The organism is Janthinobacterium sp. EB271-G4-7A, assembly GCF_020858075.1.
Taxonomy (GTDB): domain Bacteria; phylum Pseudomonadota; class Gammaproteobacteria; order Burkholderiales; family Burkholderiaceae_D; genus Janthinobacterium; species Janthinobacterium lividum.
Window position 1 is genome coordinate 18,552 of sequence record NZ_JACYMI010000005.1, and the last position, 25,281, is coordinate 43,832.

General features: G+C 64.6%; 21 protein-coding genes and 2 tRNA genes. 14 read left to right on the forward strand and 9 right to left on the reverse strand.

Translation table 11 applies throughout. The features are described 5' to 3' along the window. Positions 1 to 151: 151 nt before the first annotated feature. The 3 genes from IGS58_RS24950 to dkgB form a co-directional block, all read right to left on the reverse strand. Positions 152 to 1,390 carry an FAD-dependent monooxygenase gene (locus IGS58_RS24950; protein WP_230522971.1) on the reverse strand — a complete coding sequence of 413 codons (1,239 nt, stop codon included), beginning with the start codon at positions 1,388 to 1,390 and terminating at the stop codon, positions 152 to 154. Positions 1,391 to 1,456: 66 nt separating this feature from the next. Beyond that, on the reverse strand, positions 1,457 to 2,386 hold the full coding sequence (locus tag IGS58_RS24955) for an LLM class oxidoreductase (protein WP_230522972.1): 930 nt from the start codon (positions 2,384 to 2,386) through the stop codon (positions 1,457 to 1,459). Between the two features lies 1 nt (position 2,387). Beyond that, positions 2,388 to 3,212, reverse strand: coding sequence for a 2,5-didehydrogluconate reductase DkgB (gene dkgB / locus IGS58_RS24960; RefSeq protein ID WP_230522973.1), 825 nt, complete (start codon positions 3,210 to 3,212; stop codon positions 2,388 to 2,390). Between the two features lie 186 nt (positions 3,213 to 3,398). Here dkgB and IGS58_RS24965 point away from each other — a divergent pair. Continuing rightward, positions 3,399 to 3,474 (forward strand) — tRNA-Phe (locus IGS58_RS24965). Positions 3,475 to 3,613: 139 nt separating this feature from the next. On the opposite strand, the gene IGS58_RS24970 is transcribed toward IGS58_RS24965, so the two are convergent. Further along, positions 3,614 to 4,153 (reverse strand): DUF2058 domain-containing protein, encoded by a 540-nt coding sequence (locus IGS58_RS24970; protein ID WP_034784389.1) that lies wholly within the window; start codon positions 4,151 to 4,153, stop codon positions 3,614 to 3,616. Positions 4,154 to 4,418: 265 nt separating this feature from the next. On the opposite strand from IGS58_RS24970, the gene IGS58_RS24975 reads away from it, so the two are divergent. Next, positions 4,419 to 4,724 (forward strand): PsiF family protein, encoded by a 306-nt coding sequence (locus tag IGS58_RS24975; protein WP_211552105.1) that lies wholly within the window; start codon positions 4,419 to 4,421, stop codon positions 4,722 to 4,724. 49 nt (positions 4,725 to 4,773) lie between these two features. On the opposite strand, the gene IGS58_RS24980 is transcribed toward IGS58_RS24975, so the two are convergent. After that, a complete protein-coding gene (locus IGS58_RS24980; protein WP_230522974.1) occupies positions 4,774 to 5,493 on the reverse strand; it encodes a glutamine amidotransferase-related protein in 720 nt (239 codons plus the stop codon). Between the two features lie 33 nt (positions 5,494 to 5,526). Next, entirely contained in the window at positions 5,527 to 6,828 is a 1,302-nt protein-coding gene (gene ptsJ, locus IGS58_RS24985; protein ID WP_230522975.1) for a MocR-like B6 salvage transcription factor PtsJ, read from the reverse strand. 92 nt (positions 6,829 to 6,920) lie between these two features. On the opposite strand from ptsJ, the gene IGS58_RS24990 reads away from it, so the two are divergent. The 3 genes from IGS58_RS24990 to IGS58_RS25000 all read left to right on the forward strand — a co-directional run bounded on the left by IGS58_RS24990 (position 6,921) and on the right by IGS58_RS25000 (position 12,610). Next, entirely contained in the window at positions 6,921 to 7,727 is an 807-nt protein-coding gene (locus IGS58_RS24990; protein WP_230522976.1) for a YggS family pyridoxal phosphate-dependent enzyme, read from the forward strand. A gap of 138 nt (positions 7,728 to 7,865) precedes the next feature. Further along, positions 7,866 to 10,130 carry a putative bifunctional diguanylate cyclase/phosphodiesterase gene (locus IGS58_RS24995; RefSeq protein ID WP_230522977.1) on the forward strand — a complete coding sequence of 755 codons (2,265 nt, stop codon included), beginning with the start codon at positions 7,866 to 7,868 and terminating at the stop codon, positions 10,128 to 10,130. A gap of 92 nt (positions 10,131 to 10,222) precedes the next feature. Next, positions 10,223 to 12,610, forward strand: coding sequence for a S9 family peptidase (locus IGS58_RS25000; RefSeq protein ID WP_230522978.1), 2,388 nt, complete (start codon positions 10,223 to 10,225; stop codon positions 12,608 to 12,610). A gap of 42 nt (positions 12,611 to 12,652) precedes the next feature. Here the strand turns inward: IGS58_RS25000 and IGS58_RS25005 are convergent, their stop codons facing one another. After that, positions 12,653 to 13,648, reverse strand: coding sequence for a cytochrome-c peroxidase (locus IGS58_RS25005; protein ID WP_034784396.1), 996 nt, complete (start codon positions 13,646 to 13,648; stop codon positions 12,653 to 12,655). 208 nt (positions 13,649 to 13,856) lie between these two features. On the opposite strand from IGS58_RS25005, the gene IGS58_RS25010 reads away from it, so the two are divergent. Then, positions 13,857 to 14,285, forward strand: coding sequence for a hypothetical protein (locus tag IGS58_RS25010; RefSeq protein ID WP_070259846.1), 429 nt, complete (start codon positions 13,857 to 13,859; stop codon positions 14,283 to 14,285). 45 nt (positions 14,286 to 14,330) lie between these two features. Here IGS58_RS25010 and IGS58_RS25015 read toward each other — a convergent pair whose 3' ends face one another. Next, positions 14,331 to 15,101 (reverse strand): hypothetical protein, encoded by a 771-nt coding sequence (locus tag IGS58_RS25015; protein WP_230522979.1) that lies wholly within the window; start codon positions 15,099 to 15,101, stop codon positions 14,331 to 14,333. Positions 15,102 to 15,220: 119 nt separating this feature from the next. On the opposite strand from IGS58_RS25015, the gene IGS58_RS25020 reads away from it, so the two are divergent. The 4 genes from IGS58_RS25020 (at position 15,221) to IGS58_RS25035 (ending at position 18,735) form a co-directional block, all read left to right on the forward strand. After that, positions 15,221 to 15,296, forward strand: a tRNA-Phe gene (locus IGS58_RS25020). A gap of 285 nt (positions 15,297 to 15,581) precedes the next feature. After that, positions 15,582 to 15,923, forward strand: coding sequence for a hypothetical protein (locus tag IGS58_RS25025; protein ID WP_070259850.1), 342 nt, complete (start codon positions 15,582 to 15,584; stop codon positions 15,921 to 15,923). 122 nt (positions 15,924 to 16,045) lie between these two features. Then, positions 16,046 to 18,418: an acyl-CoA dehydrogenase gene (locus IGS58_RS25030; protein ID WP_230522980.1), complete on the forward strand. Its 2,373-nt coding sequence runs from the start codon at positions 16,046 to 16,048 to the stop codon at positions 18,416 to 18,418. Positions 18,419 to 18,489: 71 nt separating this feature from the next. Next, positions 18,490 to 18,735, forward strand: a complete 246-nt coding sequence (locus tag IGS58_RS25035; RefSeq protein ID WP_070282880.1) for a DUF1059 domain-containing protein — start codon at positions 18,490 to 18,492, stop codon at positions 18,733 to 18,735. On the opposite strand, the gene IGS58_RS25040 is transcribed toward IGS58_RS25035, so the two are convergent. After that, positions 18,732 to 19,952 carry a TCR/Tet family MFS transporter gene (locus tag IGS58_RS25040; RefSeq protein ID WP_230522981.1) on the reverse strand — a complete coding sequence of 407 codons (1,221 nt, stop codon included), beginning with the start codon at positions 19,950 to 19,952 and terminating at the stop codon, positions 18,732 to 18,734. The genes IGS58_RS25035 and IGS58_RS25040 overlap by 4 nt on opposite strands. 105 nt (positions 19,953 to 20,057) lie before the next feature. On the opposite strand from IGS58_RS25040, the gene IGS58_RS25045 reads away from it, so the two are divergent. From IGS58_RS25045 to IGS58_RS25060, 4 genes are all read left to right on the forward strand, one after another. Then, the gene (locus IGS58_RS25045) at positions 20,058 to 20,696 is read left to right on the forward strand and encodes a TetR/AcrR family transcriptional regulator (RefSeq protein ID WP_070259856.1); all 639 of its coding nucleotides are present in this window, start codon (positions 20,058 to 20,060) and stop codon (positions 20,694 to 20,696) included. Between the two features lie 221 nt (positions 20,697 to 20,917). Further along, positions 20,918 to 22,306, forward strand: coding sequence for an FAD-binding oxidoreductase (locus IGS58_RS25050; protein WP_230522982.1), 1,389 nt, complete (start codon positions 20,918 to 20,920; stop codon positions 22,304 to 22,306). A 92-nt stretch (positions 22,307 to 22,398) separates the two neighbouring features. Next, on the forward strand, positions 22,399 to 23,760 hold the full coding sequence (gene trhP, locus IGS58_RS25055) for a prephenate-dependent tRNA uridine(34) hydroxylase TrhP (protein ID WP_070259858.1): 1,362 nt from the start codon (positions 22,399 to 22,401) through the stop codon (positions 23,758 to 23,760). A 184-nt stretch (positions 23,761 to 23,944) separates the two neighbouring features. Continuing rightward, complete coding sequence (locus IGS58_RS25060) at positions 23,945 to 25,192, forward strand: DUF819 family protein (RefSeq protein WP_230522983.1); 1,248 nt, start codon at positions 23,945 to 23,947, stop codon at positions 25,190 to 25,192. The last annotated feature ends 89 nt before the right edge of the window (positions 25,193 to 25,281 follow it).

A 25,281-nucleotide genomic window follows, 5' to 3' on the forward strand; every position in this document is an offset into this window, starting at 1 on the left:
CTATCACTTCTCCACTTGAAACGCCTGGCGGGACTGGCCTCTGGTCCGGCGTCATGATCTCTTTGACAAAACGATCGCCGCAGACCAGCTGCGGCGACCTTGAATTTTCACACCTGCCATTATCCGGCGATATCTTAAGATTCGCTGATATTTACTGTTGTCCCAATGCGTGCGCAATCATTTTCCGCTTCAGGGCCGGCAATTTATCCAGTAAGTTTAATCCCAAATTGCGAACCACGCGCAACGGTTCCAGATCGGCGCCAAATAATCGCGCCAGGCCATCGGTCGCCAGCTGCATCAACAGCACGTCTTCCTTGCGCGCGCGCGCATAGCGGGCCAGCACGCGTTCGTCGCCGATGCCGCGGTGCGCTTCGCGTTCGCTGATCGTATTGACCAGCTGCGCCACGTCGGCAAAACCGAGGTTCATGCCGTGGCCCGCCATCGGATGCACCACGTGGGCGGCGTCACCCACCAGGGCCACGCGCGGCGCCACCATGGCGTGCGGACGCATCAGGGTCAATGGGAAGGCGCGCACCAGTTCCGGCTGCAGCGGCGTGAGTTTGCCCAGTTTGTCGTGGCAATAGGCGGCCAGGCGCGCGGCCAGGGCATCGGCCGATTCGGCCATCAAGGTATCGGCCAGCGCATCGGGCGCCGACCAGACCAGCGAAACGCGGTCACCCGGCAGCGGCAGCAGGGCGACGATGCCTTCGCTGCCCGTGAACCACTGGTGGGCCGCGCCATGGTGCGGCTTTTCGCAGGCGAAGTTGCTGACCACGCCGCGCTGGCCATACGCGCGGTAATCGAGGCCGATATCGCACTGGCCCCGCACCCACGATTGGGCGCCATCCGCGCCCACTACCAATGCGCAAGTGATGGTGTCGCCGCCATCGAGGTGCACGATGGCCGAATCATTCGTCCATTCCAGGCGGCTGGCACGGCCCTGCAGCACGCTGACATTCGGTGCGAACTTGAGGGCGGCATCCAGCGCCTGGCCCAGGTTGCGGTCTTCGATGATCCAAGCCAGCGTGCCCACATGGGCGCCGTAGGCGTCGAAACCGAGTCCGCCCGCCTGCGCGCCGTCGCCGTTGACCAGCATGGCGTCAACGGGCGCCACCCTGTCGGGCGCCAAAGCACCCCATACCTTCAGCGACGACAGCAACTGGTGCGCCGTATGATTGAGCGCATACACGCGCACGTCCCAGCTGGCTTCGACCGGCTTGGCAGCCGAAGCGGGGGCGGGCGCGCTCACCGGGGATAACAGGGTGACGCTTTGTCCTGCCTGGGCAAACGCCAGCGCCGTGGTTTTCGCGATGGCGCCATTGCCGACGATGCAAACGTCGCTGTGGCTATGCATGAAGCGCCGCATGGTAGGGGGAGTGGGACTGTTCATGCGGCCATTATAGCGTTTGCCCCACCCTTTTCAGATAGTCCGGAAGTACAGGACACGTGCCCCAGATCAAGCGGCGCCATGAAAGACGGGCAGCACATGGTCCGCGATCTCCTGCATCGTCTCGGCCAGCGGGCGGCGGTTCTGCCGCAGCTGCAAGCCGATATGCCGCACGCCGGCCGCGCGCATGGCGTGCAGTTCCGCAATCAGGCCATGGCGCCCCGTGCGGCCGCCGAAACGAAAACGCTGCAGCGGCAGGTTCGGATCCTCGTCCAGGTCCAGGTGGATGAAGCTGACATACGGCTTGTCATCGCCAGCCACGGCGCGCCATTGCGCCGAGCGCCGCGCATGGTCGTCCGGCGTGCCAGGATAGGCGAGCCAGCCATCCATCTGCGCGCCGATCCACGCGGGCGACTGCTGCGCCAGGCCCGCCACCAGCAGGGGCAAGGGCGCGGCTGGCTTGGGCAGCAAACGGATGCCGGGCGGCAGACGCGTCTCGCCCCAGTCGCGCAGCATGGCGACCTGCTCGCGGAAGGCGGCGCCGCGCTGCTCGAAATCGCGGCCAAACACGGGATACTCGACGGGCCGGTCACCGCTGGCCACGCCCAGCAGCAAACGCCCGCCACTCAACTGGTCCACGCTGGCCGCCGCTTTTAGCGTCAGCACGGGCTCGCGCAGCGGCAGCACCACGGCGGCCGTGCCCAGCAAGATGTTCCCGGTGATGCCGGCCAGGTAGCCCAGGTAGGTAAATACCTCGAAGACCTGGGCCGCGTCGCCGAACGACGGGTCGTACAAAGGCACGTCGCGCAGCCACAGGGCCCTGAAACCGAGGCGGTCGGCCAGCTTCGCCAGTGCCGCATGCTGTTTCAGGTCCGGTTCGCCCGGCACGCGGCCGGACGCCGCATTCGCCTGGCGCCCCGTGGACGACCAGTCATTATCGAGCGGCAGTTCCAGGCCGATGCTGAAACCGCCCTGCCCCAGCTTTGTCATGGCGCCCATCTCAATCCCACTGCGGCGCCAGGCCGTCCGGGTTGGCCAGGCGTTCGCCCCGTTCCAGGGTCGCCATCTGCGCCATCTCGTCCGGCGACAGGGTGATGCGCTGGAAATGCAGGTTCGCTTCCAGGTTGGCACGTTTCGTCGACGAGGGGATCACGGCAAAGCCCTGCTGCAGCGACCAGCTCAAGGCCACTTGCGCCGGCGTCACGCCGTGCTTCGCGGCGATGGCGGCGATCACGGGGTCCGCCATCACCTTGCCATACGCGAGCGGCATGTAGGCCGTGATGTGGATGCCCTGGCTGCGCACAAAATCGATGACCTGGCGGTTTTGCAGGAACGGGTGGATCTCGATCTGCTGCGTGGCGATTTCCGCCGCACCCACCGTATCGATGGCTTGCTGCAGCTGCGCATTCGTGAAATTCGATACGCCGATGGCCTTGGTCAGCCCCTGCTCCTTGGCCTCCGCCAGCGCCGCCATGTATTCGGCGACGGGAATCGCGTCCTGCGGCGACGGCCAGTGGATCAGCGTTAAATCCAGCTGCTCCAGTTGCAGCTTGTGCAGGCTGTCTTTCAAGCTGGGAATGAGTTTGTCGCGCCGCAAGCTCTCGATCCAGATCTTGGTGGTGACGAACAGCTCGTCGCGCGGGACGGGGCTGGCGGCGATGGCCTGGCCCACTTCGGCTTCATTGCCGTAGATTTGCGCCGTGTCGATATGGCGGTAGCCGACGTCCAGGCCCGTGGCGACGGAATCGATGACGACCTGTCCCTGCAGGCGGAAAGTGCCCAGGCCGATTTCAGGGATGGCGGTGTGATGGGTGGTGGCGTTCATGCGGTAATCCTCTCAAGTCAGTAACGATGACCACACTATGCGCCCATCCTTTGTTGAGAAAAATACCGTTTATATCAAATCATATTTGCCTCGCAAGCAAGTAAGGTGTTGCCTATGCAGAAAATCGGGGAAAAGTCACAGCCGGCTCTTGCATTCCCGTTTTGGTCTGCTATAATTCGCCACCTTGGCCTGGTAGCTCAGTCGGTAGAGCAGAGGATTGAAAATCCTTGTGTCGGTGGTTCGATTCCGCCCCGGGCCACCAAGAATTCGTTTTACATTCAAAAACGCCACCTTCGGGTGGCGTTTTTGTTTGTGGCGCCGTGTATGCGCCACAAACAAAAACGGGCCGCTTCCGGCCCGCAACTACTCCCCGGCGCCGTCAGCGCCGGGCAAGCCCCCTCTTACCACATCAAATCATCGGGAATCTGGAACGCCGCATACGGATCGTCCTCGTCCACTTCCGTGCTGGCCTGTTTGACGCGCACGACGATGGCGGGGTCGCGTTCGGCGATCTTGTCGGCGATGATGCGCGGCACCAGTTCCACGGCGCCGCCCAGGCAGATGATCACCAGGCGGCCCGCCACCAGGTGGGCCTGCACGGCCGCCGTCACGTAGATGCGCTCGATCTTGTTATTAAATGTAAAGTTGTACGGCACGTCGCCGTTGTTGCCCTTGCTCTGGCGGTTCTTTTGCACCATTTGCGCGATCTGCGCCACGATGGCCTTCTGGTTGGCGGCCGCGTCGCGCTGGGCGTTCAGTTCGCGCGCGCGTTCCGCATTCTTGCGCTGGGTCTCGAGCGCGGCCAGGCGCACTTCGTCGACGCTTTGCGTGCCGCTCTTGCGCTCGTCCTTTTTTTGCTTGCTCTTGTCCTGGTTGGCCAGCTTGACCTTCTTCTTGTCGACCAGGCCGGCCTTTAAAAACTGCTCTTGCAACGAGACCATAACTACTCCGTATTGAGGGTGCGCCGGCCAAGGCAGCGGCATCGACCGGTGGAAAGTCGCTAGCATAGCAAAAAACAGGGGAGCTGCCGCCGCAAGATGGCTGCCCGGGGCAGCCGGCAGGTTCCTGGCGCCGGCCAGTAACAAAAAGACACACTCGATTGCAAATTTTGTTGATAAATGTCATATAGTTAGTTACGTTCTGCATATCGGCATTGCCTGCCGGTTGCACGTCCCCTTCCACTGACTGCGTCTACAAGGATTTGCCATGAAACAATTATTCGCCCTCTGCATCGCCGCCGCGTTTGCCAGCACCGCCTTTGCCGCCGCGCCGGAAGCGGCGCCTGTCGCCAAGACGGCCCAACAGTCAAAAATGACGACCTGCAATGCGGACGCCGCCGGCAAGAAAGGCGATGAGCGCAAGGCGTTCATGAAGGAATGCCTGAGCGCCAAGCCGGCGCCGGCCATGACGCAGCAAAACAAGATGAAGGCATGCAATGTCGACGCCAAGGACATGAAGGGCGATGCCCGCAAGGCTTTCATGAAGGAATGCCTGAGCGCGCCGAAAAAATAAGCGCCTCGTCTGCTTGCCCCACAACGCCAGCATCATGCTGGCGTTTTTTTCATGGCGATGCGTAGGCCTGCATGAGCTGGTCAAGGAAACCGAACAGCTTGCCGTTCATGGCCTGCCAGTCGTGGGCGCGCAGGGTCGCTGGCGGCTGCACGAAGCGGTGCGACTCCAGCGTGGCCAGTTCCGTTTCTGAAGCGGCGATCAGCAGGTCGACCACCTCCGGCGTGAACTCCATATGGCACTGGAATCCGTACACCAGATTGCCGTATTCGACGATCTGGCGGGGGCAGCCTTCGCTGTGGGCGATGACCTTCGCGCTGTCAGTCAGGCCCGGCATGTCGCTATGCCAATGTCCGGTCTCCAGGACATCGCCGAAATGGGCGAACTTGTCGTTCGCCTGTCCTTCTCGCGTCAGCATGACGGGGAACTTGCCGATCTCCTTTTCAGGGCTGTGCGCATGGCGCGCTCCCAGGGCCGCGCCGATCAGCTGCGCCCCCAGGCAGACGCCGACGACCGCCTTGCCCGCGGCGGCACATGCGGCGATCAAGGCTTGTTCGGCGGCGGCGTCGAAATGCGGGCATTCCTCGCGTGTCGTCGACGGCGACTGCGGTCCGCCCATGACGACCAGCAGGTCGATATCCGCGATGGATGGGGGCAGCGGGTCATGGGCGTGGACGCGGGAATACGTGGCCGCGTAGCCGCGCTCGCGTACCCATGTCTCGTAGGCGCCAGGCGCCTCGAACGCTTCATGCACGATGAAATGGACTTTCATGATGTTCCCTTTCTGTGGCGAGGAATTAAAAAACTATGGCCGGCCCAGCACCTGGGCCAGCACGCCGGCGAACGACTGCGCACGCGCTGCGTCCATGGTCGATACGGTGATCCGCAATCCCTGCGCCGGCGCCTGCACACCGAAGGCTTCGCCGCCGCGCACCAGCCAGCCATGCCGGGCCAGCGCCAGCACGGCCGCCTGGCTACCGCCCGGCAGCGGCAGCCACAGGTTCAGTCCATCGGCAGGACTGGCGCTAACCAGGCCTTGCGCCGCCAGCGCATCGGCCAGGATGCCACGGCGGCGCGCATAGTCGGCACGGGCCAGGACCACCTGCGCGGACACTTCGGGTGACGACAGGCAGGCGCTCACGGCATCCTGCAAGAGATGGCTGACCCAGTTCGTGCCGGGCGCCAGGCGCAGGCGCAGGCGCTGGGCGGTCTGCCCGTCGCTGGCGACAACGGCCAGGCGCAGGTCGGGGCCGAAGATCTTCGATACCGAACGGATCAGCGCCCAGCGCCGGGCCGCATGGGGAATCACGTCCTGGTAGCTGGCGACGGACAGCAGCGAGAAATGGTCGTCGATGATGACCAGCACGTGCGGGTAAGCGGCCAGCACCGCGCGCAGCTGGTCCGCGCGCGCAGCGCTCAGGCTGCATCCGGTCGGATTGTGCGCACGCGGCGTCACGATGACGGCTTGCGCGCCTTGCGCCAGCGCCCGTTCCAGCGCCTCGGCCTGCATGCCCTCGGCATCGACAGCCACGCCAACGGCGTGCAGCCCGGCGATGCGCAAGGTGTTGATGCTGCTGACGAAGCACGGGTCTTCCACGGCCACCTTGTCGCCCGCGACCAGATACGCGGCCAGCAGGCGCTCCACCGCATCGACCGCCCCATTCGTCAGGGTGATGTCGTGGCCCTCAGGGCAATCGCCGGCCATCCAGCGCCGCGCCAGGGCTTCCAGCTCCGGATCCAGCGTGGCTTCGCCATACAGGCGCGGGCGGTATGGCTTGCGCGCCAGGGCCGCGCCGACATCGGGCAGCCAGGCAAGGTTAGGATTGCCGCCGCCCAGGTCGGCCAGCGGCGAGCCGGGCAGCAGGCCTTCCTGCTCGCCGGGATCGCGCTGTGCGCGGATGGCCGTGCCCAGGCGCCCTTGCGTGACCGCGATCCCGGCCGTCACCAGGCGCTTGTACGCCAGCGACACGGTATTGCGGTTGACGCCCAAGGTCGCGGCCAGCTCGCGCACGGTCGGCAACTCCTGGCCCGGCGCCAGTTCGCCCGCCTGCGTCAGCGCGCGGATGCTGTCGAACAGCTCCCCAGCGGTTTTCCCTGCAATCCTCATGATAGTCTCAGACATGATATATTTTGGCATAGGACAATCATACATCACTGCGGCGACTCCTGCTGCTCATAAAGCTGACACAAGGCTGACACATGAACAATGACAATCCCCAGCTCACTGCGACCATGCACGCGCAGCATGGGCGCTGGCCGCAAGCCGTGTCGGTGGACGACTTCCGCCGCAATCTGGCCGCCGTGCACGCGCGCATGGCCGCCGCATGCCAGCGGGTCGGCCGCGATCCGGCCGGCGTGCGCCTGCTGCCCGTCAGCAAGACCAAGCCCGAGGCGAGCCTGCGCCTGGCCTATGCCGCGGGTTGCCGCATGCTGGGAGAAAACAAGCCGCAGGAGGCAGGCCGCAAGTGGGAAGCGATGGCGGACCTGGGCGATCTGCAATGGTCGGTGATCGGCCATTTGCAGACCAACAAGGCCAAGCTGGTGGCGCGCTTTGCCAGCGAATTCCAGGCTCTCGACAGCCTGCGCGTGGCCGAGGCGCTGGAACGGCGCCTGCAAGCGGCAGGACGAGGGCTCGATGTGTTCGTGCAAGTGAACACATCGGGAGAAGCCAGCAAGTACGGCTTGCCGCCGGACGAGGTGGCCGCTTTCCTGCGCGAGCTGCCCGCCTTCCCGGCGCTGCGGGTACGCGGACTCATGACATTGGCGCTGTTGTCGGCGGAAGCCGTGCGCGTGCGCCGCTGCTTCGTTCTGCTGCGCACATTGCGCGACCGGCTGCGCCAGGATGTTCCCGATGGCATCGGCCTCGACGAGCTGTCGATGGGCATGTCCGGCGACTATGAAATCGCCATTGAAGAAGGCGCCACCGTCGTGCGGGTCGGCCAGGCCATCTTCGGCGCACGGGACACGCCAGATAGCCACTACTGGCCCACGGCGGAAAAGGAATAGACGGCCCGATGCGCCCTGCGGGTGGTCGCGCAGTCAATCATATCGAATGATCAAGATGACATGCAGAACGATACCGCGTAATATTTTTACCATACTGCTCAGCTCGGCAGCACAGCTCCTTGGGGAAAGGACGGCAGCGTGGCCGCGTCAAACGATCTCGCGCACTGGCGCGGACAGATTTTTGCGCGCTTGCTGCAGGCGGTGCTGCTGCTTGGCATCGTCACTGCCATTCCCAGCGCCCTGCTGGCGGCGCGCGAAGCTATCTGGTCCATAGTCGCCCTCGACGTGCTGGCCATCGGCTGGGTCGGCCTCATCTGGCATCTGCGCGCCATGCCCTACCGCTGGCGCGTGTGGCAATTCCTGATCGTCGCCTACCTGGTGGGCGTGGGCCTGCTGCTGAAAATCGGCCCCGTCAGCCAGATCTACATGATGCTCATGCCCGTGCTGGCGGCCCTGCTGCTGGGGATGCGGCCAGCCTTGTCGACCCTGGCCCTGACTTCGCTGACCATTTTTTTCCTCGGCCTGCATCCCGACGTGGAGCTGCAATTGCGCGGCGTGCCCGACTCCCCCGTGCTGCGCGCGCTGATCGTGGCCCTGAACTTCCTGTTCATCGCCGCCGTGCTGACCCTCTCCTGCGCTTTCCTGCTGCGCCACCTGGAACGCAGCAGCCAGGCCCTGTCGCAGCTGAACGCCGATCTGCGCCTGACGGCCACGGCGCTGGCCCGCCTGAACGACATGGTGATGCTCGCCGAAGTGGCCGATGCCCCGCCAGGCGCGGGTGCGGCGCCGGCCACGCGCATCATCTTCGTCAACGACGCCTTCGAGCGCAGCAGCGGCTATGCGCGCGCCGAGGTGCTGGGCCGTAGCCTGCTGTTCCAGCAAGGCCCCGCCACCGATGCGGGCGAACTGGCGCGCATCGCCGCCGCCATGGCCCGCGCCCAGCCGGCACGCGCGGAATTGCTCAATTACAACAAGGCCGGCAAGGCGTACTGGGTCGAAGCGGAACTGGTGCCGTTCACGGATGCGGACGGCAGGCAGACGCACTGGGTGGCCGTCGAGCGCGAAATCGACGAGCGCAAGAAATCCGAAGCGGACATCCACCGCCTGGCCTTCTACGACGTGCTCACGGGCCTGCCCAACCGGCGCCTGCTGATGGACCGCATCGGCCACCTGCTGGCCGCCGCGCCGCGCGGCCATACCATCAGTGCGCTGATGTTCATCGACCTCGACCACTTCAAGCACATCAACGACGCGCGCGGCCACGCCACCGGCGACGCGCTGCTGCGCCTGGCCGGCGAACGGCTGGCGCAGCTGATGCGCAAGGCCGACACGGTGGCGCGCATCGGCGGCGACGAATTCGTCGTGCTGCTGGCGCACCTGGCCGATGACCTGCACAACGCCGCCCGCGCGGCGGCCCAGGTAGCCGAGAAAATCCGCGCCGCCATCGCGCGCGACTTCGAGATCGAAGGGCAGTCCTATCATTGCAGCGCCAGCATCGGCGTGACCCTGCTGCCGAAAGCGGGCCAGCAGGCGCACGACCTGCTGCGCGAAGCGGACATCGCCATGTACCGGGCCAAGGCGGAAGGACGCAACGGCATCGCCTTCTTTGAAGCGGCCATGCAGGCGGGCGTGGAACGCCGCCTGACCCTGGAAAGGACACTCGCGCGCGCCCTCAACGCCGGTGAATTATGCATGCACGTGCAGCCGCAGGTCGACCGCCATGGCCGGGTGACGGGCGCCGAACTGCTGATGCGCTGGCCGCACGCGGACGGCGGCCATATCGCTCCCGGCATCTTCATCCCCATCGCCGAGGAATCGGGGCTGATCGTCAAGCTGGGCCACTGGGCCCTGCGCGAAGCGTGCCGCGCCGCCGCCATGCTGGTGCGGGCCGGGTCGCCTGTCGCCCTGTCCGTGAATGTGAGTCCGGCCCAGTTTCGCCAGCCCGATTTTGCCGCCCGCGTGCAGGCCGCGCTGGCCGAACACGGCACGCCGGCCGGCGCCCTGATCCTGGAGCTGACGGAAGGCTTGCTGATCGACCAGCGCGACGCCTCGCTGGCGCGCATGCGCGAACTGGCGGCCCTGGGCATCCGCTTTTCCATCGACGATTTCGGCACCGGCTATTCCAGCCTCGCCTACCTGACGTCGATGCCGCTGTACGAACTCAAGATCGACAAGCGCTTCATCGACGACACGCCGCACGATGCGCGCGACACGGCCATCGTGCAAGCGATCCTGGCCATGGCGCGCCACCTGGGCTTGCGCGTGGTGGCCGAAGGCGTGGAAACGCAGGAGCAGGCCGATTTCCTGGTCGCCCACGATTGCGACGGCTTGCAGGGCTACCTGTATGCGCGGCCGATGCCGCTCGATGACTTTCTCGCCTGGCTGGCCCAGCGCCAAGCTTAGCTTTCCGACATTTCCTGCACGAAACTCCTCCGCTAGAATACCGGCCTCATAGCCTGTACCTTCACCATCCCCTTTGATTAAAGTGATCCCCGATGCGTCTGGTTCTTCCCCTGCTGCTCACCCTGATAGCCGCCGCCCTGCCCGCCGCGCATGCGGCCCCATCCACCATCCCCCCCACGCCGATCACGCTAGACCAGGCCATGGCCGACCCCGACTGGATCGGCACGCCCGTCGAAGCGGCATGGTGGGGCTGGAATGGCCAGCTCTACTACAAGCAAAAACGCCTCGGCTCGCCCCTGCGCGACACGTATCAATTGCCAGGCGCAAACGCCAAACTAAATAGCGGCAAGAAGGTCGACGATGCGCAGCTGGCCAATCTCGATGGCCAGCAGATGGTCGTCAACCGCTCCGGCACGCGCGCCATCCTGCTGCGCAACGGCGACTTGTTCGAGCGCGACCTGAAAAGCGGCGCCTTGACGCAAATTACGCGCGGCGTCTCGGCCATCAGCGACCCGCAATATTCCGCCGACGGCGTCGCCGTGCAATACCGCAGCGGTACCGACTGGTTCAGCTGGAGCCGCGCAGAGCGTCTGAGCGCCCCCGTCGCCCTGCTGCGCGCGGCCAAGGACCCGGACGCCACACCGGAAGCGGACGCCCTGCGCGACCTGCAGCTGCGCCTGATCGTCAACCTGGCACGCCAGAAGCAAGACCGCGACGCGAACCGCGAACGCCGCCATGAAGAGCGCCGCCTGGACGCCACGCGCGCGCCGGAACCGATCTACCTGGGCGAGAAAGTCACCATTTCCGGCAGCGCCCTGTCGCCGGACGGCCGCTGGCTGCTGTTCGTCACGCAAGACAAGGCGGCCGAGAAGGGCAAGCTGGGCAAACTGGCCCGCTACGTGACGGAAACGGGCTACCCGGACGTCGATGACGAGCGCACGCGCGTGGGCCGCAACATGCCGATCGCGCAAAGCCTGAAGCTGGCCGACCTGCGCACGGGCACCGTGCGCGAGATCGGTTTCGACAGCCTGCCCGGCATCGCCACCGACCCGCTGGCCAGTCTGCGCGCCGAACAGAAGCTGCCGCCCCTGAAAGGCAACCGTGCCGTGCGCATCGACGCCCAGCGCGACGGCATCGCCTGGACCGATGACGGCAGCAAGGTGGCCGTGCGCATCCGCGCCGTCGACAACAAGGATGGCTGGCTCGCCAACGTCGACCTGGCCAACGCCGCCCTCGTGCCCGTGCACCGCATCAGCGACACGGCCTGGGTCAACCGCCGCGCCGACGAATTCGGCTGGCTGCCCGACAACACCACCCTGTGGTATCTGTCCGAGGAAAGCGGCTACGCCCACCTGTACACGAAGACAGGCGCGGCCCCGGCACGCGCATTGACGCAAGGCAAATGGGAAGTGAGCGCCGTCGAATGGAGCCGCGACGGCAAGCATGCCTATTTCATGTGCAACCGGCAGGCGCCCGGCACCTATGAAGTGTGCGCCAGCACGGCAAGGGATGGCGGCGCGCGCGAAGTGACGAATCTGAAAGGCGTGGAAAACTTCGGCCTGTCGCCCGATAACGGCAAGCTGCTGCTGCGCTATTCGACCAGCTACATGCCGGCCCAGCTGGCGACGATTTCCGTTGCCGGCGACAAGGCGACTATCCTGACCGATACCCGCAGCGAGGCCTTCAAGGCGCGCCACTGGGTCATGCCGGAACTGGTGCAAGTGCCGTCCACACATGGCGCGGCGCCGATCTGGGCCAAGCTGTACCGCCCGGCCCAGCTGGAAGCGGGCAAGAAATATCCCATCGTCATGTTCGCGCATGGCGCCGGCTACCTGCAAAACGTCACTGAACGCTATCCCGTCTACTTCCGCGAGCAGATGTTCCACAACCTGCTGGTGGAACAGGGCTACATCGTGCTCGACGTCGACTATCGCGCCTCGCTCGGCTACGGCAGCGCCTGGCGCACGGCCATCTACCGCCAGATGGGCCACCCGGAACTGGAAGATTTCATCGACGGCGCCAACTGGCTGGCAGCCCAGCACCAGGGCGACATCCGGAACGTGGGCATCTATGGCGGCAGCTATGGCGGCTTCATGAGCCTGATGGCCCTGATGCGCGCGCCGGACATCTTCAAATCGGGCGCCGCGCTGCGTCCCGTGACGGACTGGACCACCTACAACCACGAGTACACGGCAAATATCCTGAACACGCCGGACGTCGATCCGCAAGCCTATAAAGTCTCGTCGCCGATCGAATACGCGGACAAGCTGACGGGCAACCTCCTGATCGCCCACGGCATGATCGACGACAACGTGTTTTACCAGGATTCCGTGCGCCTGTCGCAGCGCCTGATCGAACTAAAAAAGGATAACTGGGAAATGGCCAGCTACCCGATGGAGCGCCACGGCTTCGTGCAGCCGGAAGCGTGGTATGACGAGTACCGCCGCATCTATCAGTTGTTCCAGAGAACATTGAAATAAACCCCGATGCCCGCTTGATGCGGGCATTTTTCATGGACTCATTCAGTCAAACGGCACCGGCCGCGGCGTCGTGTCCGACGATGGCGGCAGGATCGGCAGCACGATGTGCGGCTGCTTGCCCGTCAGGGTTTTCAGGAAGGCTACCAGCTTGGCGTTTTCATCGGGCGTGAAGGTGCGGCCCAGCTGCAGGCGGCCCATCACGTCGACGGCTTGCGTCAACGTCGCCGCTTCGCCATCGTGGAAATAGGGATACGTCAGTTCCACGTTGCGCAAGGTCGGCACCTTGAAGTTGAAGCGGTCCGCATCCTTGCCCGTCACGGCCGAGCGTCCCTGCGCCGTCATCGCCGTTTTATACGGTTCCACCACGCCCATCTTCTGGAAGGTGTTGCCGCCCACGGCCGGGCCGTTATGACAGGCGATGCAGCCGCTCGATTTGAACAGCTGGTAGCCGGCCAGTTCGTCCTTCGTCAGTGCGCTTTTCTTGCCCGACAACCATTGATCGAAACGAGAACCGGGCGTCACCAGCACCTCTTCAAAGGCGGCGATGGCGCGCGTGACTTGCTCGATGGTCAGCTTATCCTGGCCAAACACTTGCCGGAACTCCGCGCGGTAGGCGGGAATCGAGGCCAGCACGTCGATGGCCAGCTCGTGCGTAAAAGCCATTTCGCCGGGATTGGCGATGGGACCGCCCGCCTGTTCCTGCAAATCCTTGGCGCGGCCATCCCAGAATTGCGCCACGTTCATGCTGGAATTGAGCACCGTGGGCGAATTGATGGGCCCGCGCTGCCAGTTGTGGCCGATCGAGGTCTTGATATTGTCCGTGCCGCCCATGCTCAGGTTGTGGCAGCTATTGCAGGAAATAAAGCCCGAACGCGACAGGCGGGGATCGAAAAACAGCTTCTTGCCCAATTCGACCATGGCCGGATTGGCGATCTTGGCGGCAGTGATGGGCTGGATCGGCTCCTTGTCGGCGGCATGCAGGACGCCGCCAAGGGCCAGGCTGGTGATGAAGAGAAAGGGTGAAAGGGTGCGGCGCATAATCTAACTCCTGGAAGCATTCCCGAATCGGCGGCGCGCACCGGCGCGGGAATGCAGCGCACCGGCCCGGTTGCCACCCGTACATCGCTGGTTGGATGTTGATTTATATTAACTTTGACTAGTTAATAAGGAAAATGACCAGGGTCAAGGTTCTCGCCAAGTGCGAATCGCGCTTGCCATTTACGCAAGCGTGGCACATGATAAAGGCATGCACACACCTACCTACTCCCTGCTGCGCGCCGCGTGCGCCAGCTTCCTGCTGCTGGCCGCCAGCGCCTGCGGCAGCGCGCCCACGCAAGATGATGCGCCGCCCGCCCCCGGCAATGCCGGCTTGCTGGCGCAAATCCAGGCGGAAGTGGGCGTAGCCGCCTGCGATTCCACCCAGCAATGCCAGACCATCGCCATCGGCGCCAAGGCTTGCGGCGGCCCCGAGCGCTACCTGGCCTGGTCCAGCAAGGGCAATGACGGCAAGAAACTCAAGGCACTGGCCCAGGCGCAAGCCGAGGCGAGCCGCAAACAGCAGCAAGCGGACGGCATGATGTCGACCTGCTCCATCGTCACGGACCCGGGCGCCACCTGCGAGGCGGGGCGCTGCGTGCTGCAAAAGAGCGCCCTGGGCGGCAGCGCCGCCATGTAAAAAACAAAGCCGCTGGATCAGCGGCTTGAGTGCTTCTGCAACACGTCAGGACTGCAATTGCAAGGTCTTGACGATCTTGCTCTCCACCTTCTCGCCCGCGCCCGCGGTGGCATTCTTGCTCTCCTTGCGCAGCAACAATAAATGGTCGCCGCTGACGCCATACTGGCGCGTCTCGTCCGACTTCTGCGTAAAGCTGACGACGACAAAGGCGCGCCCGCTCACGTCAAAGTGGAAATGGCTGGCCAGCGGCGTGCCGTCCGCGGCGATCCATACCTCGATGCCGCCTTCGAACTTCTTCACATACTTGCGGTCTTTCTCAGGCACCTTGTCAAGCGACAAGGTAAAGCTGAGCAAACGCGCCGGCTTGCCCTTGTAGCTATCCATCTTTTCGCTGCTGAACACGGCTTCCTCGATCTCGCGCGACAGGGCATCGGCCGCCGACACCATGGAGCGCAGCTCCGTTGCCTTCATTTCCCCCAGCGCAAAGCCGATCGGCGTCTTGACCTTCGGATCCTTCACCCTGGCGCGCTGCTCGGCTTCCACTTTCGCCAGCAAGTCCTTGCCGTAAAGCACCTGCAAGCCCGCCGGCCCGCCCTCGACAGTGACAGTGGCCTGGCCGCTATCCTCTTCCGCCGCCTTGCCCTCGCCCTCGCGGCGCCAGGATTTCGATTCGACCTGCGCCTTGATGGGCATCTGGCCCTGCAAGCGCGCCAGCGCCGCATTCAAATCAGCCAGCCCGTCGGCCCGCGCCGCGCCGCACAACAAGCCGAACAAGCCCGCCGCCGCCAGGCCTTGCACTCCAATACGTCGCTGCATCGCCACATCCCTTCAGTTCATACAAGGATGCCAAAACACTATGTTTTGGCCATCTGTTGCATTTGAACACAGCTAGCTCTGGTCAGGTGGAAAGTCTTTCTGCTATAATTCGCCGCCTTGGCCTGGTAGCTCAGTCGGTAGAGCAGAGGATTGAAAATCCTTGTGTCGGTGGTTCGATTCCGCCCCGGGCCACCAAGAATTCAGCAGAACATAGCAAAAAGCCAACCTTCGGGTTGGCTTTTTTGTTTCTCTTTGCCAAACCCTCCCCCACCACGCCGCTATGTACGCAAACGTACGGACTGCAGCCGCCCAAGAGCACATGCTGCAGGCAGACCACACCCCCTCCCGCCGCCAGCGCCCTGCGCGACACGGCGCAACGGCCACCTGATCAGATTCTCTCCGTAACACCGCCATGCGAAACTCGCGCCCGACGCCGTCGAGCCGTTCCGTACATCACGGCACACTGCCAAAGGATGCATCATGAAAACTACCCTGATATTGCTCGCGCTCGCCTCTACCCTCGCCTTGACCGCTTGCCAGCGCGAAGCGCCACCTGTCGTGCAAGTCATCGCTGGCCCGGCCGGCGCGCCTGGTCCTGCCGGCGCTACGGGTGCGACGGGCGCTGAAGCCCCTGCCGGCGCGACCGGTGCGACCGGCGCCACGGGCCAGACCGGCGACAGCGGTGCCGCCGGATATGACGGCGCCAAGGGCGCCACTGGCGCACAAGGCAACGATGGTGTTCAAGGCAACGATGGCGCCAAGGGCGACGACGGCGCCAAAGGCAAGACGGGCGACACGGTGATTGTCGTCCCGCAACGCTAATACGCCCCACGCCATACACCACAACGCCAACCCATGCGGTTGGCGTTGTGCGTATGCGCTGTACCGCACAGTAACATTCACCAAATCGGCCTACCCTGTACTTATTACACAGGGAGATACGCATGCTGACGATCCTACTGATGGTAGCCCTGCTGGGCTTGGCTTTACTGTTCGCCCCCGGCCCCGTGCGCCGCGCCCTCGTCACCCCGCGCTTGCTGGCCTTGTTCAAGCGCATCTTGCCAACCATGTCCGACACGGAACGCGACGCGCTCGAAGCGGGTACCACGTGGTGGGACGCAGACCTGTTTTCCGGCCGGCCCGACTGGCCCAAGCTGCTGGACTATGGACGTGCCTCGCTCACGACCGAGGAGCGTCACTTTCTCGAGCATGACGTCGAGCGGCTGTGCGAACTGGTCAACGACTGGGAAACGCAGCAGGCGCAGGACTTGCCGCCCCAGGCCTGGGCCTACATGAAGGCGCAAGGTTTCCTCGGCATGATCATCCCGAAACAATACGGCGGCAAGCAATTCTCCGCCTACATGCACTCGCAAGTGGTCATGAAATTGTCGAGCCGCTGCTCGGCGCTGGCCGTCACCGTGATGGTACCCAATTCGCTGGGGCCGGCCGAGCTGCTGCTGCATTACGGCACCGAAGAACAGAAAAACCATTATCTGCCGCGATTAGCCGCCGGCACCGAGATTCCCTGTTTTGCCCTCACCAGCCCGTATGCGGGTTCCGATGCGGCCGCCATTCCCGACCTCGGCGTCGTGTGCATGGGCATGCATGAGGGCCGCGCCACGCTGGGTTTCCGTCTCACCTGGAATAAGCGCTACATCACCCTGGCGCCCGTCGCGACCTTGCTGGGACTGGCATTCCAGACCAGTGATCCCGAACATCTGCTGTCCGAGAATGACACGCCGGGCATCACTTGCGCCCTGATCCCCGCCAGCCACGACGGCGTGGTGATCGGCCGCCGCCATCACCCATTGAACGCCGCGTTCCAGAACGGCCCCACCTCGGGCAACGATGTCTTCATCCCCATCGACTGGGTCATCGGCGGCCAGGCGCAAGTGGGCAAGGGATGGCGCATGCTGATGGAGTGCCTGGCGGCCGGGCGCGCCATTTCGCTGCCCTCGTCCAGCGTGGGCATGGGCAAGATGGCCGTGCGCGGCACCGGCGCGTATGCGGCCGTGCGGCGCCAGTTCAACATGGCTATCGGCAAATTCGAAGGGGTGCAGGAAGCGCTGGCCCGCATGGGCGCCAACCTGTACCTGATGGACGCGGCCCGCACGCTGGCCGCGCACGCCGTCGACCTGGGCGAAAAGCCGGCCGTCATTTCCGCCATCGTCAAATACCACGTCACGGAACGGGGCCGCGCGCTCGTCAATGACGGCATGGACATTCTCGGCGGCAAGGGCATCTGCGTGGGGCCCAACAACTTCCTCGCCAGCGCCTACCAGCAAATCCCCATCGCCATTACCGTCGAAGGGGCCAACATCCTCACGCGCAGCCTGATCATCTTCGGCCAGGGCGCCATCCGCGCGCATCCGTATGTGCTCAGGGAAATGGCCGCCGTCAACGAAAGCGATGGCCGCAAGGCCCTGCGGGATTTCGACGCTGCCTTCTTTGGCCACGTGGGCTTTGTGCTGGGCAACCTGGCCAGGGGATTATGGTACGGACTGGGCGGCGCGCGCCTGGCGGCCGCGCCCGACACCGGCGCGCCCGCACTGGCGCCCTACTACCGCGCCCTGACGCGGCTGTCGACGGCGTTTGCCGTCATGACGGATATGTCGATGTTCGTGCTCGGCGGTGAGCTCAAGCGCCGCGAGCGGCTGTCCGCCCGGCTGGGCGACGTGCTGGCGCAGCTGTACCTGGCTTCGTCCGTGCTGAAGCGCTACGAGGACGATGGCCGGCCCGAGGCCGACCTGCCCTACGTGCACTGGTCGCTGCAAGATGCGCTGGTCAAGGCGCAGCAGGGCTTGACGGGCGTACTCGACAATTTCCCCGCGCGCGTGCTGGCCGTGCTGCTGCGCACCCTGCTGTTCCCGTTCGGCCTGCCGCATCGCCCGCCTTCCGACGAGCTGGGCAGCGAAGTGGCGCTGGCCCTGCAAACGCCGGGTGCCGACCGCGAGCGCCTGCTGGCCGACGGTTATGTGGCCAACGACAACACAGATCCCGTGGCCTGCGCCGAGCGGGCACTGGCCCTGCTGGCCGACGTGCTGCACATCGAAAAACGCCTGAAAGACACGCCCGCAGGCGCAGCCCTGCGGCACCTGCCGCAAAGCCTGTCCGCCATGCAGCAGTGGCTGGCAACGGCCAAGGCCGCAGGCTCGGTCAGCTGCCAGGAGCACAATACCTTGCTCGAATATGCGCGCCTGGTCGACGGCTTGATCCAGGTCGACGATTTTCCGGCCGATGCGGCGCATCTGGCTCAAGGCGGCGGCGCCGTGCAGCGTCTTGATGACGAATCCGCTGGCGAGAGCCGCGCAGCCTAGGCGGGGCTGCTTTGCGGCCTATACTGAATGGAGCGGGTACGGTGCCCGCTCTTTCCAGAAAGGAGTCGATCATGACGCGCAAATACATCGATTGCAGGGAATTCCCAAGCGACACGCATTGCTCGGTAGCCATCTCGGCTGACAGCGAGGAAGAGCTGCTTGGCATTGCTGTGGAACACGCAGTCTCGGTACACCATCACCACGATACCCCGGAGCTGCGCCAGCAACTACGCCAATTGTTCAAGGACGGCATGCCGCCCGAACATCTGCCCATGACGGGACAAGCCGGCAGCAGCGGGGCCTCGCACGCGCACTAGCCTGCCAGGGCTTGCGCCGGTTTCTGCAAGCGCAAGCCCAGCACGAGCGGCACGAGTGCCGCGTACACGACGAGCACCGACAGCCAGACGGCGCCGGGCCAGTACGCCCTGACACCAAAATAGATGCTGGAAAACACCAGCGGACACAGGACGGATGCCAGGCTCACGGCCGAGGCCAGCACACCCTGGAACTGGCCTTGCCGGTCCTCGGCCACCTGGCGCGTGGCCAGCGACTGCAGGGCCGGCGCGCCGATGCCGCCCAAGGCGAACACGGGCATGATGGCGAAGATCATCCAGCTGCGCGTGGCAAACGCCATGACGGTCAATGCCACGCAGGCGCAGGCCACGCCCGCCAGGATGGTGGCGCGCTCGCCCAGCAGTTTCACGGCCGGGCCAGGTAGAAAAGCCTGGGCCAGCGCCTGGCACACGCCAAAGGCGCCCAGCGACAGGCCGATCCACAGCCCGTTCCACGCGAACGCATCGTGTCCCCACAGCGCCCAGCACACGCCATACACTTCGCCGGCCGCGCTGAAGGTAAAGAAGATGACGGTAATCGGCAGCAAGCTTTTCTCCGAGAAAACCCAGCGCAACGGGCGCAGAGGGTTCAATGCCGCCAGGTCGATTTTCCCCCGTGTCGGCGTGCGCGAGGGGTGGCGTGATTCTGGCAGCAGATGCCAGGCCAGCAGCAAATTACCGGCATTCAAAACGGCTGCCGCCATGAACGGCAGGCGCAGCCCGTAATCGCCCAGCGCGCCTCCCAGCACGGGACCGATGATGAAGCCTGCGCCGAACATGGCGTTGAGCAAACCGAAGCGGTGCGCCCGCTTCGCCTCGGGAGAAATGTCGGTGATGTAGGCGGTGGCCACGGAAACGTTGGCGCTCGTCAACCCGGCGATGGCACGCCCCAGCAGCAGCATCCACAGGCTCGGCGCAAAGGCGAGGAACAGGTAATTGACGGCCGCGCCCGCCAACGAAAGCAGCAGCACGGGGCGCCGCCCCAGGCGGTCGCTCAGGGCCCCCAGCACGGGCGCAAAGATGAACTGCATCAACGCATACAGGGCCGTCATGATGCCGATATACGGCGCCACGTTATCGGCGTGCGTGACGTCCCGCAGCAGCGCCGGCAGGATGGGAAAGATCAGGCCGATGCCGACGGCGTCGAGCACGACAGTGGTAAAGATGACGGGCAATGCCGCCACGGGAACAGATTCCTTCATATACTCAATCCAAATATGTACTCAGTACATAAATAGTACGCCCAGCCTTGCCGCGCCAGCAAGCCTTATCTGTACTCAGTACACTTCGTGTATGATCGTGGCAACATGACGATTCCTTCCGACCTCCGCTCCCGCAAACGCCTTGCCACCCGCCAAGCCATCTCGAATGCCGCCACGCGCCTGTTCTTCGTGCGCGGCTTCGAGCAGGTGACGGTGGACGAGATCGCGGCGGCGGCCAGCGTGGGACGCATGACGGTGTTCAACCATTTCCCGCGCAAGGAAGACATGTTCTTCGACCGCGAGGAAGAGGGGCGCGAGCTGCTGCGCGACGCCTTGCGCCAGCGCGATCCCGCCATCCCGCCCATCGAAACCCTGCGCCTGCTGGCGCACCGGCTGGTACTGGAAGACAGTCCCTACATCACCTTTTCCGCCGCTGGCCAGGGTTTCATTGCCACCATCGAAGCCAGCGATACCTTGAAAGCGCGGGCGCGGGCCATCCGCGACGAACTGGCGCAAGTAGTGGCGCAAGCGCTGACCGAATCCACGGGGCGCGATGCAAGCGATCCCCTCGCGCACCTGGCGGCCAGCCTGCTGCTGGCCACGTGGAGCACCGCCCTCATCGAGGCGCACCGTGCCTTCACGCAACATGGCGACGCGCAACTGGCCAAGGCCGGCTTCCTGTCCCTGGTGGACCGGGGACACACGGGCTTGAACGCCGCCATGGCGGGCACGCCCTACGCCTGAAGCGACAACCCCGTCGTTCAGGCAGCCCATCGTCTGTCGCAGCGCAAGCCCTCGCACTTCCTTGTTTCATTTGCCAGCACCTGGGCTTGCGTACCGTCTGGTGCCTTCCTATCATGAAACCACGCGCTGGCAAACGATGCATGCAGGCCGGCACGCGGGGAAAGTCCTCCTGCTTCCCGTCACCATACCCATAACCGCATGCAGCCGCTGGGAGGTACACGATGAATACCTTGACGAACGGCCAGCTCAATGAGTTGCAAGCCTCATTGAGAGGGCAACTGTTACAAACGAACGACGCCGGCTACGACAGCGCGCGCGCCGTCTGGAATGCGATGATCGACCGGCATCCGGCCCTTATCGCGCGTTGCGCGGGCACGGCCGACGTGCGCACGGCGCTGGCATATGCGCGCGACCACGGCCTGCCCCTGGCCGTGCGCGGCGGCGGCCACAATATCGCCGGCAGCGCCCTGTGCAACGATGGCCTGGTGATCGACCTGTCCGGCATGCGCTCGGTGCATATCGATCCGCAACAACGCCGCGCCCACGTCGAAGGCGGGGCCACCTTGCACGACTTCGACCACGAGGCGCAAGCGTTCGGCCTGGCCACGCCGCTGGGCATCAATTCCACCACGGGCGTGGCAGGACTGGCCCTGGGCGGCGGCTTTGGCTGGCTCAGCCGCACGCTGGGCCTGGCGGCCGACAACCTGCTGGCGGCCGACGTCGTCACGGCCGACGGACAATTCCTGCATGCGAGCGCGACGGAGCATCCCGACCTGTTCTGGGCCTTGCGCGGCGGCGGCGGCAACTTCGGCGTGGTCACGCGCTTCGAATTCCAGCTGCATCCGGTGGGGCCGCAAGTGACGGCCGGCCTCATCGTGTTTCCTTACGCGCAAGCCAAGGCGGTGCTGACGAAATACCGCGATTTCGTCGACGGCATGCCCGATGAATTGACCGTCTGGGCCGTCTTGCGCAAGGCGCCGCCGCTGCCCTTCCTGCCACCGGAAGTGCACGGCCAGGACGTGCTGGTCCTGCCCGTCTTTTCACCCGTGCAATCTGCCGCCATGCAGGAAGCGATCGAGCGCATCGGCAGCTTCGGCCAGCCGCTGGGCATGCACCTGGGCAGCATGCCGTACACGGCCTGGCAACAGGCGTTCGATGCCCTGCTCACGCCGGGCGCGCGCAATTACTGGAAATCGCACAACTTCACGCAGCTCAGCGACGCGGCCATCGATACTGTCATCCGCCATGCCGGCAAGCTGCCGACGCCGCAATGCGAAATCTTCCTCGGCCTGCTGGGCGCGCAGGCGAGCCGGCCGGCGCCGCAGGATACGGCCTATCCGCACCGCGACGCCCTGTACGTGATGAACGTGCACACGCGCTGGGACGAGCCGGCCGATGATGCGCGCTGCATCGCCTGGGCTCGCGACTTCTTCAACGACGCCGCACCGTATGCGACGGGCAGCGTCTACGTCAATTTCCTGACCGAGGATGAAAGCGGGCGCACGGCCGACGCGTATGGCGTGAACTATCCGCGCCTGGCGCGCATCAAGAAGCAATACGATCCCGCCAACCTGTTCCGCGCCAACCAGAACATCTGTCCGGCCGCCTAGGCTGCCACGGCGCAGCGCCTTGCAATCCCTTGATCCAGGGCAATGCAATGCGCTCGCCGCCCGCTTACAATCGCCGGCTTTGCCCCTCCTCCATGCGCCACGCTCCCGAACTCCTCCTGCCTGCCGGCTCCCTGGCCAAGATGCATGCCGCCTTCGACTTTGGCGCTGACGCCGTCTACGCGGGCCAGCCGCGCTACAGCTTGCGTGTGCGCAATAATGATTTTTCGACCTTGCAAGCCTTGCAGGAGGGAATTGAAGGCGCGCATGCGCGCGGCAAGCAATTTTTTGTCGCCAGCAATATCTTCGCCCACAACGCCAAGCTGAAAACGTATCTGCGCGACATGGAGCCGGTGATCGCCATGCGCCCGGACGCCCTGATCATGGCCGATCCGGGCCTGATCATGATGGTGCGCGACAAGTGGCCGGACGTCCCCGTGCACCTGTCGGTGCAGGCGAACGCCGTTAACTGGGCCGACGTCAAATTCTGGCACCGCATGGGCTTGACGCGCGTGATCCTGTCGCGCGAATTGTCGCTCGACGAAATCGAGGAAATCCGCCAGCGCTGCCCGGAAATGGAGCTCGAGGTATTCGTCCACGGCGCCCTGTGCATCGCCTATTCGGGCCGCTGCCTGTTGTCCGGTTATTTCAACCACCGTGATCCGAACCAGGGTACGTGCACGAATTCCTGCCGCTGGGATTACAAGGTGAAAAATGCGTCCGAAGACGCCAGCGGCGACCTGGGCGGCATGCAGGTAGTGCCGCTGGAATTTCACCAGGCGCTGGCCGAAGCCGACAACAACGCGTTTTCCGCCCTGCACCAGCAGCCGCGCCACCCGCTGGCCGACCAGCCATATTTTATTGAAGAAGCCCAGCGTCCGGGCCAGCTGATGCCGATACTCGAGGACGAGCACGGCACCTACATCATGAATTCGAAGGATTTGCGCGCCGTCGAGCACATCGAGCGCCTGGTGAAAATCGGCGTCGACTCGCTGAAGGTCGAAGGCCGCACCAAGTCGCTGTACTACGCGGCGCGTACGGCGCAAGTCTACCGCCAGGCCATCGATGACGCCGTGGCGGGCCGCCCCTTCGATATTGGTCTCTTAGGTCAGCTGCAAGGCCTGGCCAACCGCGGCTACACGGACGGTTTCTACCAGCGCCACCACACGCAAACGCACCAGAACTACATGCGCGGCGCGTCCGAAGCGGACCGCAGCCAGTACGTGGGCGACGTGCTGGGCGTGACGGACGGCTGGGCCAGGGTGGAAGTGAAAAACCGCTTCGCCGTGGGCGACCGCATCGAGGCCGTGCATCCGGGTGGCAACCGCGATTTCACCATTGCCCGCATGCTCGACGACGATGGCAGCGAGATCCAGGTGGCGCCCGGCAGCGGCCACTTCGTGCGCATCGAACTCGACGGGGCCCTCGACAAGGCCTTGCTGGCACGTTATTTGTAACCGCCAGTCTGCCGCGCGGGGTGAGGAACCAGTATCTAAGTGTTTGATTTGGCAAGTAAAAATCCACGCACCACCGTCTAAACAATTTGTTTAGGCTTCAACATTGCTATACGATACGGCCACCCTGCGCCCGGGGGCCTTATCGGCACCCGGTGCGTCCCTGACACGTTCACCGGAATCCCCGATGCCACCTGCCACTACCGCCCTGATCACCAATGACGCCGTCGTCCTCGGCTTGCTCGCCCTGACCCTGGGGACCGTCTTCTGGACCGCCTCCCGCCAGGATGGCTTCTGGAAAAAGTTTTATACGTATATCCCGTCGCTGCTGATGTGCTACCTGATCCCGGCACTGCTCAACACGTTTGGCATCATCGATGGCAACGCTTCCGGCCTGTATGCGGTGGCGCGCGACTACCTGCTGCCCAGCGCGCTGGTCCTGCTGTGCGTGGCCATCGATTTCGGCGGCATCATCCGCCTCGGCCCCAAGGCCATCATCATGTTCTTGACCGGCACCCTGGGCGTCATGCTGGGCGCCCTCGTCTCGTTCGAAGCCTTGCGTTTGATCCACCCGGAAACGGTGGCGGGCGACACCTGGCGCGGCATGACGACTGTCGCCGGCTCGTGGATAGGCGGCGGCGCCAACCAGGCGGCCATGAAGGAAGTGTTTGAAGTGGATGCCACCCTGTTCGGCCAGTTCGTCGCCGTCGACGTGCTGGTGGCCAACGTCTGGACGGCCGTGCTGCTCTTCCTGGCCGGCCGCGCGGGCGCCTTCGACCGCTGGACGGGGGCCGATTTGACGGCCATCAACGCGCTCAAGGACAGCATCGAAAGCTACCGCACGCAACACGCGCGCATCGCCACCCTGACCGACATCATGATCATCCTCGGCGTGGGCCTGGGCGTGACGGGCCTGTCGCACTTCCTGGCCGGCCCCATCATCAGCTGGATCAACACCCTGCCCGCCGCATGGCGCTTGCAGGACTACAGCCTGACGTCGAACTTCTTCTGGATCGTCGTGCTCGCCACCACCTTCGGCTTGCTGCTCAGCTTTACCAAGGCGCGCAGCCTGGAAGGCGCGGGCGCCTCGACCATCGGCTCGGCCATGCTGTACGTGCTGGTGGCAACGATCGGCATGCACATGGACCTGGGCGCCCTGCTCGACAAGCCGTTTTTGTTCCTGCTGGGCCTGATCTGGATCGCCGTGCATGGCGGCCTGATGCTGCTCGTCGCCAAACTGATCCGCGCGCCCCTGTTCTTCATGGCCGTGGGATCGCAAGCGAACATCGGCGGCGCCGCCTCCGCCCCCGTCATCGCCAGCGCCTTCCATCCGGCCCTGGCCCCCGTCGGCGTGCTGCTGGCCGTGCTTGGCTATGCGCTGGGCACCTACGGCGCCTACATCACGGGGCTGATCCTGCGCAGCATGGCGGGGTGATGACGATCCTGGCTTGACCAGGCGATCCGCAACGACAACGCCAGCCTTCGGGCTGGCGTTGTCGTTGGTGCGCGGCTCAACTTGCTAGC